11 protein-coding genes are annotated in these 15,753 nt (G+C 61.2%); 7 read left to right on the forward strand and 4 right to left on the reverse strand.

Annotation, left to right across the window (positions count from 1 at the left end):
- Positions 1 to 19 precede the first annotated feature (19 nt).
- Complete coding sequence (locus tag OXI69_14235) at positions 20 to 1,735, reverse strand: proline--tRNA ligase (GenBank protein ID MDE2667299.1); 1,716 nt, start codon at positions 1,733 to 1,735, stop codon at positions 20 to 22.
- Between the two features lie 379 nt (positions 1,736 to 2,114).
- Between OXI69_14235 and OXI69_14240 the strand changes: the two genes are divergently transcribed.
- On the forward strand, positions 2,115 to 3,389 hold the full coding sequence (locus OXI69_14240) for a serine hydroxymethyltransferase (protein ID MDE2667300.1): 1,275 nt from the start codon (positions 2,115 to 2,117) through the stop codon (positions 3,387 to 3,389).
- Positions 3,390 to 3,402: 13 nt separating this feature from the next.
- Positions 3,403 to 4,032: an MBL fold metallo-hydrolase gene (locus tag OXI69_14245; GenBank protein MDE2667301.1), complete on the forward strand. Its 630-nt coding sequence runs from the start codon at positions 3,403 to 3,405 to the stop codon at positions 4,030 to 4,032.
- Between the two features lie 155 nt (positions 4,033 to 4,187).
- On the opposite strand, the gene OXI69_14250 is transcribed toward OXI69_14245, so the two are convergent.
- Entirely contained in the window at positions 4,188 to 5,102 is a 915-nt protein-coding gene (locus tag OXI69_14250) for a redoxin family protein (GenBank protein ID MDE2667302.1), read from the reverse strand.
- A gap of 88 nt (positions 5,103 to 5,190) precedes the next feature.
- Here OXI69_14250 and OXI69_14255 point away from each other — a divergent pair, with 88 nt between their 5' ends.
- Positions 5,191 to 5,574: a DUF309 domain-containing protein gene (locus OXI69_14255; protein MDE2667303.1), complete on the forward strand. Its 384-nt coding sequence runs from the start codon at positions 5,191 to 5,193 to the stop codon at positions 5,572 to 5,574.
- Positions 5,575 to 6,166: 592 nt separating this feature from the next.
- Here OXI69_14255 and mqnE read toward each other — a convergent pair.
- A complete protein-coding gene (gene mqnE, locus OXI69_14260; GenBank protein ID MDE2667304.1) occupies positions 6,167 to 7,252 on the reverse strand; it encodes an aminofutalosine synthase MqnE in 1,086 nt (361 codons plus the stop codon).
- Positions 7,253 to 7,438: 186 nt separating this feature from the next.
- On the opposite strand from mqnE, the gene OXI69_14265 reads away from it, so the two are divergent.
- The 4 genes from OXI69_14265 to OXI69_14280 are packed head-to-tail and all read left to right on the forward strand — an operon-like array spanning position 7,439 to position 14,503.
- Positions 7,439 to 10,048 (forward strand): PSD1 and planctomycete cytochrome C domain-containing protein, encoded by a 2,610-nt coding sequence (locus OXI69_14265; GenBank protein ID MDE2667305.1) that lies wholly within the window; start codon positions 7,439 to 7,441, stop codon positions 10,046 to 10,048.
- Between the two features lie 53 nt (positions 10,049 to 10,101).
- The gene (locus tag OXI69_14270; protein MDE2667306.1) at positions 10,102 to 11,556 is read left to right on the forward strand and encodes a DUF1501 domain-containing protein; all 1,455 of its coding nucleotides are present in this window, start codon (positions 10,102 to 10,104) and stop codon (positions 11,554 to 11,556) included.
- A 48-nt stretch (positions 11,557 to 11,604) separates the two neighbouring features.
- Complete coding sequence (locus tag OXI69_14275; GenBank protein MDE2667307.1) at positions 11,605 to 12,111, forward strand: hypothetical protein; 507 nt, start codon at positions 11,605 to 11,607, stop codon at positions 12,109 to 12,111.
- Between the two features lie 43 nt (positions 12,112 to 12,154).
- Positions 12,155 to 14,503 carry a DUF1549 and DUF1553 domain-containing protein gene (locus OXI69_14280; protein MDE2667308.1) on the forward strand — a complete coding sequence of 783 codons (2,349 nt, stop codon included), beginning with the start codon at positions 12,155 to 12,157 and terminating at the stop codon, positions 14,501 to 14,503.
- A 5-nt stretch (positions 14,504 to 14,508) separates the two neighbouring features.
- Here OXI69_14280 and OXI69_14285 read toward each other — a convergent pair whose 3' ends face one another.
- Complete coding sequence (locus OXI69_14285) at positions 14,509 to 15,555, reverse strand: alcohol dehydrogenase catalytic domain-containing protein (protein MDE2667309.1); 1,047 nt, start codon at positions 15,553 to 15,555, stop codon at positions 14,509 to 14,511.
- Between the last annotated feature and the right edge of the window lie 198 nt (positions 15,556 to 15,753).

The following is a 15,753-nucleotide window of genomic DNA, read 5'->3' on the forward strand; positions in this document are numbered from 1 at the left end:
GCGGGGATGTTTACCGGCTCTATGCGACTGTCGGACAGCCGTCGGCCAAAAGCAGGCTTCGTGCATGGGAGCCCAGCTTGACCAGATCGACTTCCGTAATCTTTCCGGTAGCTCGTTCCACCCACTCCACCTTTCCCATGGCCAGCTTGCGGCTCCCGAAATTGATCCGGTAGGGAATCCCTACCAGGTCGGCATCCTTGAACTTGACCCCCGGACGCTCCTTCCGGTCGTCCAGCAGAACCTCGACTCCCAGTTCCTGTAAATCGCGGTAGGCCTTCTCCGCTTCCTCGACCACGGCGCCGTCCTTGGCATTGACCACACAAATCAGGCAGTCGAAGGGGGCGATGGCACGTGGCCAGATGATTCCGTCGTCATCGTGACCGCTTTCGATGGCGGCTGCAAGAATCCTTTCCACTCCGATCCCATAGCTCCCCATGACCACGGGAACTTCCCTGCCCTGCGAGTTGAGAACGGTGGCTCCCATGCTCTCCGAGTACTTGGTTCCGAGCTTGAAAATGTGACCGACCTCCAGGGCCTTGTGGATACTCAGCGGCGAGCGGCATCGGGCGCACGCCTCTCCGGCCTGAACCACACGCAAGTCGAAATACTCGGCCTGGTAGTCCCGCCCGGGGGTCACACCGGAGAGGTGAAAGTCATTCCGGTTGGCTCCACAGGTTAGATTCCGTCTTCCATGCAGGGCGTGGTCGGAAAGGATACGCAGGCCCGCCACCTCCACCGGACCCAGGGAACCGGCGTCGGCGCCAGCCACCGCCGGAATTTCCTCCGGCAGGGCCGGATGGGCCTCGCCCCCCAACACCGCATGCAGCTTGGCTTCATTGAGCTGATGGTCTCCTCGAACCAGAACCAGCAAGGGTTGATTGCCAAACCGATAGATTAGGGACTTGATCTGACGGGAAGCAGGAATTCCCAGAAATCGGGAAATGTCGTCAATGGTCTTCTGGCCGGGAGTGGGAACCGGTTGGGGGGAATCGGGTCCTGCTTCATCCTGTAGCGGTTCCAGCTCCGCGGTCGCCTTCTCCAGATTGGCGGCGTAACCGCAGGCGCAGTGGACGACCATGTCCTCGCCGGCATCGGTCAGCACCATGAATTCATGGGACTGGCTTCCGCCCATCATGCCGCTGCTGGCCTCGACCACTCGATACCGGAGCCCGCAGCGGTCGTAAATGCGGCAATAGAGGTCGTAGTGCTTTCGATAGCTCCGATCCAAGCCCTCCCAGTCGACGTCGAACGAGTAGGAGTCCTTCATGGTGAACTGCCGCACACGCAGCAAGCCCGACTTGGGCCGAGGCTCATCCCGGAACTTGGTCTGTATCTGATACCAGATCTGGGGCAGTTGGCGATAAGAGCGCAGCTCGTTGCGAGCGATGGATGCAAAGACCTCTTCATGCGTCATACCGAGGCACATGTCCCGGTCGGAGCGATCCTTGAGACGAAACATGTTCGGTCCCATGCCTTCCCACCGGCCGCTCTCCTGCCAGATTTCAGCCGGGTGCAGGGCGGGCAATGCAAATTCCTGGGCGCCCATGCGATCGAGCTCGTCCCTGATGATCCGGGTGATCTTGAGCACCACCCGCTGGGCCAGAGGCAGGTAGGAATAAATCCCCGAAGCCAGCTGCCGAACGTATCCCCCTCGCAGGAGCAGAATATGGCTCGGCACCTCGGCCTCGGCAGGAGCCTCTCTCAGGGTAGGGATGAAAATTTGACTCCAGCGCATTCCGACTCCTCAGCAGGAAAGTCCATCCAATCGGACCGTCGGCACCCGGAAGCCCTCGAGCGTGGATGGCGTCTCAAGGCTCTCCCGCCGGGAACCACTCACCGCCCCGGTTCGGCCTTGGTACGTTCATCCGACAGCCAGGTAAATGAAGGCCGGGCTAGAAGATAACATATTTGACGGCAAAAGATTCGGAGCCGGCCCGAATTCCCGAAAGCCCCCGCCAGAAGCGGAAAGAGAGCCAATCCCCTCCGATTATTGGTTTGTCAGCATTGGGTTTGTTGGTTAACATTTGAATGCTGAGAGGCCGGACTTGGTGAGGATACCTCCCCGGGCTGGCGTCCGGGAATACATTCATTCTCAAGGGGCAGCATCCGTGGCCATCAACCCCGAACTTGCCAAGAGCCTTGCGCTGGTCGACCCGCAGGTTGCCGACGCCATCGACCGGGAAACTCGGCGTCAGGCCAACCAACTGGAGCTTATTGCCTCGGAGAATTTCGTGAGCGAGGCCGTCCTGGAGGCCACCGGCAGCGTGTTCACCAACAAGTATGCGGAGGGCTATCCCGGACGCCGCTACTACGGGGGCTGCGAGTTTACCGACGTGGTGGAGCAGTTGGCCATCGACAGGGCCAAGCAACTGTTCGGCGCCGAACATGCCAACGTGCAACCCCATTCCGGAACCCAGGCCAACGTAGCCGTGTACATGACGGTCTTGAAGCCCGGGGAGACGGTACTCGGCATGGACCTGTCCCACGGGGGACACCTCACCCATGGCCATCCGCTGAACTTCTCCGGCAGGATGTATCGCATCGTTCCTTATGGGGTCCGGAAGGACACGGAAACGATCGACTACGATGCCCTGGCTGAACTGGCCCTGCGAAACCGACCCAAGCTCATCGTGGCCGGAGCCAGCGCCTACCCCCGCGAAATCGACTTCAAGCGAATGGGTGAGATCGCTCGCGAAAGCGGCGCCCTGCTGATGGCGGACATGGCCCACACTGCAGGCCTGGTCGCCGTCGGCGAGCACCCCAGTCCGGTTCCCCACTGCGACTTCGTCACCACCACAACCCACAAGACGTTGCGGGGACCGCGCGGAGGAATGATCTTGTGCCGACAGGCCCATGCCAGGAACCTGAACCGCCTGCTGTTCCCCGGGACTCAAGGCGGCCCCCTCGTTCATGTCGTCGCTGCCAAGGCCGTCTGCCTTCAGGAAGCCTTGCAACCCGAATTCAGACGCTACATCCGGCAGGTCAAGCGAAATGCGGAGGCGTTGGCCTCCAGCATCCTGGAGAGCGGGTACCGCCTGGTGTCCGGGGGAACCGACACTCACCTGATTCTGGTCGATGTGTTTTCCAAGGGAATCACCGGCAAGCAGGCGGAACTCGCCCTGGACCGGGCCGGAATCACCATCAACAAAAACGCCATCCCTTTCGATCCCCATCCCCCGCTGGTGACCAGCGGGATACGATTGGGCACTCCCGCGCTCACTTCGCGAGGAATGGGCGAGTCCGAAATGCAACTCATCGGCCGGTGGATCGGAGAGGTGCTGGACCATATTGAAATTGTGGAGGTTCAGAAGAAAATTCGGGATCAAGTCAGAGATCTATCGGAGCAATTTCCCCTCTACTCATCCAGACTGGCTCCCGCCGCAGTCTGAAGGCAGGTCGCAAGTGATTTTTGAACAGGTGGCCGTGGGGCCCTTGCAGTGCAACTGCTACATCCTGGGGTGTGAGGAAACCCGAGAGGCCCTGGTGATCGACCCCGGGGATGAGGTGGAGCTGATTCTTCCTCTCATCCAGAAGCATGGCTTGAGCGTCAGGTATCTGCTCAGCACCCATGCCCACATCGATCACGTGGGAGATCTGGAGGCCTTGAAGGAAAAGACAGGCGCCGAGGCCCTACTGCATGAAAGGGATCTGGCCTTGTACCGAAACCTGCCGATGCAAGCCTCCTGGATGGGAGTGTCGACACCGCCCACCACCGAGATCGACAATTTTGTCCACCAGGGCGATCGGATCTCATTCGGACGACAATCCGGGGAGGTGCTCTTTACCCCGGGCCACACCCCGGGCAGCCTCTGCCTGCATCTGGCAGAGCAAACCGGCCGACTGTTCGCCGGAGACACACTGTTTCAAATGGGTATCGGAAGAACCGATCTCTGGGGAGGTTCCTACAGAGACATCATCGAATCCATTCGGAACCGCCTCCTGAAACTGGACGACCGTACCCTGGTCTACCCCGGCCACGGTCCACCCACGACCATAGGAGAGGAGAAACACCACAACCCGTTTCTGAAGTAGACTCGATCGAGATCGACCCCGCCGTACCGCCCCAAGACAGGCATCCGGCTCCCACTGCTCACTGTCGGCTGAAATTTCGGCTGTTGTTCAAGCGCTCTTCGGAAGGTTTGCGGAGACAGGCGGCCGGTTGCGCTCCGCAAGGATCGGAGGATCGTTCAAAGAACGGATCGGATTGCTTTTTCCAAGGTTGGCTCATCCTGATAGTTGACGAAGTGGTGGCGAATCAACCCGTTCTCGTCTACCAGAAACAAGCTGGGGAACAGCTGGATCCCTCCATACGCCTCCTGAACCTCCGCGGTCAGATGACCCACCGGGAAATTGATCTTGTGCTTGTCCAGATAGGCAGCGCGTTCCGAGTCGGGGTATCCCAAGTCCAAGACCCGGTCGGCATTCAGACCGATGACGGTAAAGTTCCGCGATCCGAACTGTTCCTGCAGGGAAACCAGGTGGGGAGTGATCTTGACGCAGGGGGGACAGTGGGTAAACCAGAAGTAGACCAGGCGGATTCCTTGCCTGGAATCGAGGCTGAGCTCGTCCCCGTCCAGAAGCCGGACGTTGAATTGAGGCGCCTCCTTCCCTTCCCAACCGGCGATGGAACGCTCGACGATCTTGTTGAAGCGGGGGTCGGCTTTGATTCGTTCCAAGTCCACCGAGGCGATCTCACCGCTTTCCGGGTCCCTCTTGAAGAATTGGGGCACCCTCCGATCGTACTCTACGATCCGGAGAATCACGTCGACCTCACCCTGGATACGCAAATTGAATTGCTCGGCGATTTCGCGAAGCAGGGGCGGCCTTTTGTGGACGGCATAGTATTGGGCCACGAAGTGAGGCACCTTGAAGAAGATGTTGTAGAGTCGACTGAGAACCCTGCGCTCCTCCGGTTCGGTGAAACGCTGGTGGAGCTCCGTAATCAGTACGGCCCTGCCCGGCTCGAGATGGGTCTTCAGAAAGCCGATAATCCTTTCCTCGGCGGCTCGTTCCCTGTCTTGAACGTCGTCGGACACCAGGGTTCCAACCACGAATAACAGGCACAGGACCAACGTCAACATCTGCTTCGATATCCCGATCATTTCAACCTCTTCTTCATCACCCTTGCGAAACTCTCCATGATTATGCAACAAAGGCAGGCGCGCTGCCAGAGGGAGGAGGATTTCTCCAGTGGACTCGGAAAACAAGCCTCATCCAGCCGACTTCTATCGGGGACTGGAACTGTTCAACCGCCGTTTCTACTACGAATGCCACGACCATTGGGAGGAGGTCTGGGCGGAGGCCAAAGGAAAGGAGAAGCTTTTCTATCAGGCCCTCATCATGTCGGCAGTGTCACTCTATCACTATGGGAACGAGAATCTGGAAGGCGCCCTGAGTTGCCACCGCAAGGCAAGGGAGCGGTTCCAGCAACTCCCCAACCGCTTCCTATGCCTCAATGTTTCACAATTCCTGGCCGAGATGGAGGCCTTCTACCGTGGCCTTTCGGTCGAGCATACCCGTTGGACCCGGGAACTGCGGGACAGACCGCCTCCTACCATTCGACTTGAAGGCTGAGCTAAGGAAGCGGGGGCTTTAGAAGTTTGAAGTGCGAAGTTTGAAGTTTGAAGGGTGAAGTTTGAAGGGTGAAGGGTGGTCGGAGGTGGGATTCTGGAACAGGCAAGTGCCCGATGACCTGGTTACCCTTCTTGAAGGACTGCGGCACGACCGGCAAGATGCGTCACGTGGGGTTCGAATAACTATCCACAATTCACTTTTCACTTTGCCGCGACGGCGTCACGGAATGAAGTCCCCCGGGAGCGCGGGCGTCCCGCCCGCACAAATCCGGCACAGCCTCGCCCATCTCCTCGACCCGGCTCGACCGGCAACGGCGTCAAGATCCCGCTTCGGCCCAGCCCATGCCGTTCCCGCCAGCTGGGTGCCCGGGTGCCCCATCGCGGGGAAACTGAGCGGCACGCAACGGCATAGCATGCGGGCGAGACGCCCGCGCTCCCGGGTGGGCGCCTCCCCCCATCTCTCTTGCTCCTGGAGGCGGCGCGCGCCGGCTTGCCGGGCTGCTGCCCTGCCCATGCAGCAGAGCCGTCTTGCTTCGTGGCCCTTCGTGGATATCTTTTTGGGGATGTTTCAGGCGAGGCTTCAGCACTACCGGTCAGGCGGCGGCGACGCGGTTGACCGGCCGGTAGAGAGTGTCCCGTTCAACCGGTTCCCGGCCGGCTTCGCGGATGAGATGCTCGATTTCCGTGCGGGTCAGGCCAAGGGGAGTCTGGGCTCCGGCCATGTGAACGATCTTTTCCTCCACCACCGTTCCATCCAGGTCGTCGGCCCCATAGTGGAGTCCGATCTGGGCTGTCTTGGCGCCGATCATGATCCAATAGGCCTTGATGTGGGGGAAATTGTCCAGTAGGAGACGACTGACCGCGATGGTTCGAAGGTCCAGCATGGCGGTTGGCGAGGGCAGGTGATCCAGTTGCGTATTTGCCGGGTGGAAGGCCAGCGGAATGAAACACTGAAAGCCCTGGGTCTCGTCCTGCAACTCCCTCAACCGGATCAGGTGGTCGACTCGATCCTCCACGCTCTCCACGTGTCCGTAGAGCATGGTGGCGTTCGACTTCAATCCGCAGAGGTGCACCCTTTTGGCGATCTCCAGCCAGCGGTCGCCCGACACCTTGTGGTCGCAGAGGATGTCGCGGGGACGCTCGGCGAAAATCTCGGCTCCTCCCCCGGGGCAACTGTCCATTCCCGCCTCCCGAAGTGCCTGAATGGTCTCATCGATGGACAACTTGGCTCGGCGGGAGAAGAAATCGAGCTCAACCATGGTGAAGGCCTTGAGATGAACCTTGGGAAAACGCTCCTTCAAGCCACGTAGCAGGTCGGTGTAGTAGGAGAAGGGGAGGTAGGGATGCAGGCCGCCCACGATGTGAAACTCGGTCACGGATTCGCTATACCCCATGGAGGCGTGATGATAGGCCTCCTCCAGCGACATGGTATAGCCGCCCTTGCCGGGTTTGCGAGCGAAACCGCAGAACTTGCAGTCAACCACGCACACGTTGGTGGGGTTCAAGTGCCGGTTGACGTTGAAGTACCCGGCGTTCCCGTTCCATTTTTCCCGGACCCGGTTGGCCAGAGCCCCCACGGAATGCAGGTCCGAAGTCCGATAGAGAGTGACTCCCTCCTCGAAAGACAATCTCTCCCCTGAAAAAACCTTGTCGCTGATCCGTGTAAGCTCGGAACCCATCCGGCGAGTACTCAATTGGGGACCCTCCCTTCCCGAGCGGGCATCCTTCCGTCCCGGCCAGTCGAAAGCGATCATATCCGACGCTTGCGAGTGCTGTCAAACAGCCTGGGGAGATGCGGGTTAGTGGTGGAAAACCGGCGTCTGCCATCCTATAATTACGGCTGATTCCAACTCCAGAGGAGCGTCATGCGAGGCTGTATTCCGGTGCGAGCCCTTCAATGTCTTGCAGTTCTGGCTCTACTGGGAATTCCTTGCCTGGTCACGGCCGCCGATTCCACCGCCCAGGCGGCTCATGCCATTCTGCAGAAGCACTGCCTCTCCTGCCACGGAGCCGGCCAGATGTCGGGCCTGGACCTGAGGCAAAGAGAGGCCCTGCTGAAAGGAGGCGGCCGCGGGCCGGCCGTCGTTGTCGGCGATGCCGCCCGGAGCCTGCTCTACCGTTCCGCCGCCCATCTCGGCGAACCCAAGATGCCGCCCGGAAGCCGCCGGCCGTTGCCCCAGGGAGACCTGGCCATCCTGAAGGAATGGATCGAAGCGGGGGCGCCTTACCCCGAAGCGGGCGCTGCCGCCGGAGAACCCTCCTGGTGGTCATTGAAGAAACCGCGCCGTCCCGCTGTACCGGAACTGGACGAGGCCCCCTCCAATCCCATTGACGCCTTCATCCTGGCCAAGCTGCGGGAGAAGGGACTCGAACCGGCTCCTGCGACAGACAAGGCCACTCTGCTGCGCCGGGCCTACTTCGATCTGCTGGGTCTGCCGCCGACTCCGGCCCAGGTGGATCGGTACCTTGAGAATACCTCCCCCGACGCGTTCGAAGAGCTCATCGACGAGCTTCTGGATTCCTCCCACTATGGCGAACGCTGGGGGCGCCACTGGCTGGATGTCGTCCGCTACGCCGACAGCGCGGGGTTCGAAGGCGATGTCTTCTATCCCAACGCCTGGCGCTACCGGGACTATGTGATCAAGTCCTTTAACGAAGACAAGCCCTACGACCGCTTTGTCCAGGAACAGATCGCGGGAGACGAGCTGTTTCCCAACAACATGGAGATGGAGGGCTTCTACGACATCGCCCCGGAAAAGCTGGAGCACATGGAAGCCAGGATCGGAACCACTCTCTATACCTTCGGACCGGAAATCCAGGAATCCCACCTGGACTCGGAACGATTGCGCTACGAACGGCTCACCGACGCGATCGACACCACCTCGGCGGCGTTCATGGGCCTGACCCTGGAGTGCTCGCGCTGCCACGACCACAAATTCGATCCCTTCACCCAAAAGGATTACTTTCAGTTGCAGGCCGTCTTCGCCGCCAGTTCCCGCAAGACCATCCCCGTGGTCAGCAGCCTGTCCACGGGTCATCGCCGCGAAGACTACCACCGCATGATCGCCCTGGCAGAAGCCAGAGCTTCCTACCAGAGGTTCGAAACGCAGGTCAAGGACCGGGTCATCGAAATCAAGAAGAAGGAATACCCACCCGAGGTGGTGCGCGCCTACGAGGTGCCCATGAAGGAGCGTACCGCCCGGGAGCTGGAGTTGGCCGCACCCCTGGCCCAGTTCTACACGGAGATGAACATCGAGGATCATCTCACCGATGGGGAGAAGACCCGCCATCAAAACACCATGCAAAAGCTGGCCAGGGCCGTGCTCGACATCCCTCTTGAGGATGCTTCGCACAAGGTGAAATACGACGGATTCTTCGACGTGCCCTCGGCCACGGTTCTGGGACACCTCAAGCCCGAGCTGGTTCCCGACACCTACCTCTTGAACCGCGGCGAGCTGTCTCTGAAAAGAGAGATCGTCGAGCCGGGGTTGCCGGCGGCGCTGCGCGATGACAGTGTTCCCGACCGGCTGTCCATGGGACCTCACGGACCCCGCTACCGCAAACACTTCGCGCTCTGGCTGACCCGTCCCACCCATCCCCTCACGGCGCGGGTCATGGTCAACCGCATCTGGCAGGGCCATTTCGGACAAGGCCTGGTCCGCACCTCCAACGACTTCGGACGCCAGGGCGACCGGCCCTCCCACCCCGAATTGCTGGACTGGCTGGCCACCGAGTTCGTCGATCGGGGATGGAGCGTCAAGTCGATGCACCGCCTGATCATGCTCTCTGACGCCTACCGGCGCGACAGCCGCTTCACCACCGGTGCTCACCGGCAGCAGGACCCCGACAATCGCCTCCTGTGGCGCATGAACCGCCGCCGCCTGGAAGGGGAGGCGGTGTGGGATTCGCTGCATGCGGTGGCCGGCAATCTGAACCCGACCATGGGGGGACGGCCTGCGATTCCCCCGCTTTCCAAGGTCGAAATGAGTTCCCTGCGCATCAAGCCCTGGTGGGCCGTTTCGGAAGACCCCGCAGCAGGCAGGCGGCGTGGCGTCTACATCCTGGCCCGGCGCAACTTCACCTTCCCCATGTTCGACAAGTTCGACGTGCCCAACTCCTCGGTGAGCTGCGCCGGAAGGGAAGTGACGACGGTCGCCCCCCAGGCGCTCTGGTCCCTGAACAACGACGCCTCCTTCAGGCAGGCCCGGGTGCTGGCCGACCGGCTGATTCGCGAAGCCGGCGCCAGTCCCGCCGACCAGGTGGACCTGGCCTGGCGGCTGGTGCTGGCCCGGTTGCCGTCGGCTGAAGAAAGGCAGGAGGCGATGACGCTCTTGTCAAGACTGGCTTCAAGCAACGGAAGTCAGGCACCCCATCCCGCCGGCGAAGGCGACGAAACGAAGACCCGGCACAGTGACGCCTTGACCCAGCTTTGCTTGACCATGTTCAACTTGAGCGAGTTCTTCTACATCGATTGACACCGGGGCCGAACCGAAACGCGACCCGGATCCCCTCAGTTCGGGAGGCAAACATGAATCCCTATTCCTGCAACCGCCGCGCCCCCGCCAGTTCGCGGCGTGAATTCCTGACCCGTTCCGGGCTGGGATTCGGAGGACTGGCCCTCAACTGCATGCTGCAGGCGGAATCGGCAGGCGCCGATGCGCCGGCCGCCGCGGCCTACAATCCCCTGGGCGTCAAGCCGCCCCACTTCTCGGCCAAGGCCAAGAGCGTCATCTTCATCTTTCTGCAAGGTGGCCCCAGCCAGCTTGAAACCTTCGATCCCAAGCCCGAGCTGCAGAAATATGACGGCCAGTACCTTCCTCCCAGCTACTTGAAAAAGGGCATCGGCCTGGCCCAGATCAAGGCGGATGAATCCAAGCTGATGGGGACGCGGCGTGTCTTCAGAAAGCACGGCCAGTCCGGCCTGGAAATCTCCGACCTGTTCCCGAAACTCTCGGAATTCGCCGACGACCTTGCGATCATCCGCTCCTGCCACCACGAGTCCTTCATCCACGGTCCCGCCATCACCATCATCCACACGGGGTCCCTGCTGATGGGACAACCCAGCATGGGGGCCTGGGTTCTCTATGGCCTGGGGAGCGAAACCGACAACCTGCCAGCCTACATGGTGATGGCCGACGACTACATGCGCAACAGCAAGTCGGTGATCGGATCGGGTTTCCTGCCGGCCGTCTACCAGGGAACCGTGCTTTCCACGCAAGGCGCCCCGCTGGAAAATTTGCAGCGCCCGACTACGGTGAGCCGGGATGACCAGCAGGCCATTCTGAATCAACTGAAGCAATGGAACCGGCGCCACCTGGCCGACCGCCCGGACGACAGCAGCCTGGCGGCCCGGATCAAGAATTACGAATTGGCGTTCCGCATGCAGATGGCCGGTCCCGAATTGATCGACCTGAGCGGGGAGCCCGAGCACATCAACAAGTTGTACGGCCTGGACACCAAGGAGACCGCCAACTTCGGACGGATGTGCCTGCTGTCACGCAGGATGGTCGAGCGCGGGGTTCGCTTTGTCCACCTCTACAACAGCGACTGGGACGGGCACGGAGAGTGCGACAAGAACCACCGTGAGAATGCCGTGAAGACGGATGGCCCGGTGGCCGGTCTTCTGGCAGACCTGAAACAACGGGGCATGCTGGACAGCACCTTGGTGGTTCTTTCCGGAGAGTTCGGCCGCACCCCCATCATGCAGGGCAAGGAGGGACGGGACCACAGCCCCTACGGCTTCTCGGTCGTCATGGCCGGAGGAGGCATCAAGGGCGGCAAGGCCATCGGGGCCACCGATGAGCTGGGCTTCTACGCCGCCGAAGACAAGGTCCATGTCCACGACATGCACGCCACCATGCTCGAACTGCTGGGACTGGACCACCGCAAGCTGAACGTCGAGGTTTCCGGACTGGAGAAGCGCCTGACCGGAGTCGGAGAGGACGGGAACCACAGCGTGGCCAAACGGCTGCTGGCCGGCTAGCCGGCTCGGGACAGCAGGCCGGCAGCGGCTTGCACGAAGGCGACTTCAATGCGTTTCCCCCCCATTTTTTCGCTCCTGCTCTTCCCGGCCCTGCTTTTGGCGACCGACGAGGAGGCCCCTTTCTACCAGGGGCGGATGCGGGTCCCCGCGGCCCTTGCCACAGCCGAGGGAATCCGGCTGCCGGCTGCCCACTATCACCTGGAAGTCAAGGGGGAGGCTCCGGACCGCTGGCTGATTTTCTCCTTGAACGGGACGGTGAAGGCCACGGTCAGGGAGTCGGTCGGACAAGACCCGGCCCTGGATTCCGCCGAGGTGCCGTTGGTGGGAACACACCTGCTACGTTCCACGGCGGTCAAGCTGGCTCCCGCCAAGGAGCGTCAGCACAGCCAGACGGGTCTGGCCCGCTATCAGGAGGAAAAGCATCTCTGGGACGGAACCATGAGGGTGTACCTGTCCCCGAAAGACGGCGTTGTGTACTTCGTTTTCAAGGAGCGGCGAAAAATGCGGCACTGGAGCCGCTCCAACTTCAGGTTGCAGCGGACATCCTCCCCCTGAATTCGACCTGAAATTCCCTTTCCGAACATCGGGAGCACCCGGGATGCGGCACGGCACCTACCGGCAGGCAGTTGTGGCCGTGGCGACGATGACCCTGGCCGCCCTGCTTTCACCAAACTGGGCGGAATCCTCCAACCTCTCTGTGGCCGCCCGTCCCGATGCCCGCGAGGCTTCCTGGTGGTCCTTCCAGAAGCTCCGGCGGCCGCAGGTTCCCCGGCTAAAGCAAGGCAGCCAACCCTCCAACCCCATCGATGCGTTTGTGCTGGCGAAGCTCCGGAAGAAGCGACTGAAGCCCGGTCCCGCCGCCACCAGGTCCGTACTGTTGCGCCGCGCCACCTTCGATCTGTGGGGCTTGCCTCCGACTCCCGCCCAAGCCGAGCGCTTCCTGCGGGATGAATCAGCGGACGCTTATGAAAGACTCATCGAGGAACTGCTCGAATCGCCCCGATACGGGGAACGCTGGGGGCACCACTGGCTGAACGTGGTCGGGTACGCCGACAGCAGATCGGACACCGACGACTACCATCCCAACGCCTGGCGCTATCGGGACTACGTGATCAAGTCCTTCAACGAAGACAAGCCCTACGACCGTTTTGTTCAGGAGCAGATTGCCGGAGACGAGCTCTTTCCGAACAATCTCGAACTGGAAGGCTTCTACGACCTCTCTCCCGAGAAGCTGGAGCACCTGGAAGCCTGGATCGGAACCACCATCTTCGCCCTTGGGACCGGAGGCCGCGAGGTGGAACTGAACGCCGAAGTCGCCAGGTACCGCTGGCTGACAGAGGTCGTCGACAAGACAACCTCCTCATTCCTCGGGTTGACCCTGGAATGCGCCCGTTGCCACGACCACCGGTCCGACCCTTTCTCCCAGGAAGACTACTTCAGGCTGCAGGCGATCTTTGCCGCAAGCCGGCCCTCAAGCGTTCCGGTAGTGGCGTCGACCACCATGGGCCACCGTGACGAGGCCTATCATCTGTCGATTGCACTGGCGGAGGCCAGAGACGCTTACCTGAGGTTTGCAGGGCAAGTAAGGGATCGAGTCGTCGAAACCAGGAAAAAGGACTATTCCTCGGAAGTGGTGCAGGCCTACGAAACTCCCGCGAAAGAACGATCTGCCCGCGAAACGGAGTTGGCGACTCCGTTGGTCCAACTGCACCGAGAGTTGAATATTGAAGAGCACCTTTCCCCTGAAGAGGCCGAACGCCACCGGGAGCTGACCGGGAAACTGGCCAAGGCGGCTGTGCTTATTCCTGCCAAGGGGTTGGCGCACCTGGTTGACTACGACGGGTTTTACGATGTTCCGTCAGCCACGGTGCTGGCTGGGGTGAAGACGGAGTTGATTCCTGAGACCCACCTTCTGAGCCGAGGCGAGCTGGCAGGCAAGCAACACCTCGTACACCCGGGATTGCCCCGGGTCCTCAGGTCTGACTCGGTCTCGGCCAGGTTGTCCCGGGGACTCAACGGTCTCCAGTACCGCAAGCAATTGGCCCTCTGGCTAACGGAGCCAACCCACCCGCTGACCGCCCGCGTTATGGTCAACCGCATCTGGCAGGGTCACTTCGGACAAGGCCTGGTGCGCACTGCCGGCGACTTCGGTCATCAAGGAGACTCCCCCGTACATCGGGAACTGCTCGATTGGCTCGCCTGCCGGTTCGTGGATCAGGGTTGGAGCGTGAAATCGATGCACCGGCTGATCATGCTGTCCAACGCCTATCGAAGGGCCAGTCGGTTTACTACGGGCCGGCATCAGCGACGAGATCCCTCGAATCGCTACTGGTGGCGCATGAATCCACGCAGGTTGGAGAGGACGGCTGTTTGGGATGCCATCCACCAGGTGTCGGGGACCCTGAATCTGAAGACTGGAGGTCGCCCGGCAATTCCACCCCTGGCGGAAGTGGAAGGGGCTACCTCTCGAATGAAAACTCGCTGGCCCGCCTCTGACGACCCCGCCGAGGGTCGGCGCCGCGCGGTCTACCTCTTGACTCGCCGGGCTGCTTCACGGTTCCACCATACAACCGCCGACCCGGCTTCCAACGGCTGCCCTGTCAAAAAGGCCGGCAACGAAGGCCTTCAATCGTTCTGGAAACTGAACCGTGAGGGTCTTTACCGCCAGGCCCGCAATCTGGCTTCCCGCCTGGTGCGTGAGGCGGGGAAGGATGCTTCCCGGCAGATTGATCTGGCCTGGCAATTGACCCTGGCGCGGATGCCTACGGAACGGGAAAAGCGGAAGGCCATGGGACTTCTGGAGCCGGCAGTCTCAAGAAATGGCCCGGCAACCGAGACCTCCCCTCCTCAGAAGGATTTGGAGAGCTTGGAACTCCCAATAGCTGGTGCCCTGATTCGATTCTGCGGGAACCTCTTCAATAAGGATGAATTCCTCCGGATCGATTAGGGCGCTCAATCCTTGAAGACAATTACCGTCTTCAACGCCTGGCTCTCTCCCCTGGCCAACGAAGTCATGACCCGAGGTGTCTCGCTCAGCCGACAGCGGCCTTCGATGAATGTCGACAACTCGGACCTCATGTTGGGCAGAATGCTTACGGCCGCCGCAAAGTCGCTCCGATCGAAACCGTAGGTCCCGACCAGACACACCTCGTTGCTGACTGCATCCTGCAACGGCAACGAGACTTCCCTGGCCAGATTCCCGATCAGAAGCAGAGTCCCTCCAGCCTCCACCAAAGCCAGGCATAGGGAAAACGACTCCCGCGTGCCGACAGCATCGATGACAACCTCCGGTTTCCCTGCCAGACTGGATTCGACTTCTCCCGCTTCCCTGCCCGGGTCTCCGGAGGCCACATGAACGGCACCAACCCCGAACTCGGCTGCGCGATCGGCCTTCTCGGCCACCGTATCCAGTACCACCGTACGGGAGAGACCCCTGGCGCGCGCCATCAGGACCGCCGCCAGCCCAATGGTCCCGGCGCCGACGATGGCCAGCCGCGAGGTACGGACCCCAAGCGTCTCCAACCGCCGCCACCCCCGGGTCACCACGGCCAGGGGTTCGGCCAGGAGTCCAATCTCGGGAGGAATCCCCGGCGGAAGCGGAATCGCATTCTCCGCCGGAACCGCCAGGAACTCCGCCATGCCTCCGCGCTTGGCCAGGTTGACGCCAATCATCTTCTTGTTGAGGAAGGAGGGGTCGCCCTCATCGGGGTCAGGGGCCGAATGGGCGATGATATTGTAGATGGTCACGGGGTCTCCGATTTCGGGAGAACGGACTCCGTCACCCAGGGCGACCACTTCGCCGGCGGCCTCGTGCCCCATGACCATGCCGGGAGCCCGGCGGCCACTCTCTCCGGTGAAGCCATGGACGTCGCTGCCGCAGATGCCGACCGCCTTCATCTTGACCAGGACCTCTCCCGGCGCCGGTTCGGGCTTCGGCAGTCTCTCCAGCTTCATTTCCCAAGGAGCATGAAACACAACGGCTTGCATGGTTTCCGGCATCGGCACCCCCAACAGCTCAACGGTTTGGAACCAATAGTTTAAACCATTACGACTTGACTCGCTTCCAGGATCAAAGTAGCCTGAATCAAAACAGGTGGCGGAGTTGCCGCAAGACTTCACGCCCAGACAGACCCCTTTAAAAGCCGCGTGGACAGTCGCTAGACCTGCCGGAATAGATCGACTCTCCCAAATCCAAAG

The sequence above is a fragment of the Acidobacteriota bacterium genome (genome assembly GCA_028875575.1).
Taxonomy (GTDB): domain Bacteria; phylum Acidobacteriota; class Terriglobia; order Versatilivoradales; family Versatilivoraceae; genus Versatilivorator.

Bases quoted from the DNA above. Each gene is read 5' to 3' on its own strand.
- OXI69_14285 (MDE2667309.1), bottom strand. From the start codon at position 15,555: ATGCCGGAAACCATGCAAGCCGTTGTGTTTCATGCTCCTTGGGAAATG.
- OXI69_14250 (MDE2667302.1), bottom strand. From the start codon at position 5,102: ATGATCGGGATATCGAAGCAGATGTTGACGTTGGTCCTGTGCCTGTTA.
- OXI69_14265 (MDE2667305.1), top strand. From the start codon at position 7,439: ATGCGAGGCTGTATTCCGGTGCGAGCCCTTCAATGTCTTGCAGTTCTG.
- OXI69_14275 (MDE2667307.1), top strand. From the start codon at position 11,605: ATGCGTTTCCCCCCCATTTTTTCGCTCCTGCTCTTCCCGGCCCTGCTT.
- OXI69_14280 (MDE2667308.1), top strand. From the start codon at position 12,155: ATGCGGCACGGCACCTACCGGCAGGCAGTTGTGGCCGTGGCGACGATG.
- OXI69_14235 (MDE2667299.1), bottom strand. From the start codon at position 1,735: ATGCGCTGGAGTCAAATTTTCATCCCTACCCTGAGAGAGGCTCCTGCC.
- mqnE (MDE2667304.1), bottom strand. From the start codon at position 7,252: ATGGGTTCCGAGCTTACACGGATCAGCGACAAGGTTTTTTCAGGGGAG.
- OXI69_14270 (MDE2667306.1), top strand. From the start codon at position 10,102: ATGAATCCCTATTCCTGCAACCGCCGCGCCCCCGCCAGTTCGCGGCGT.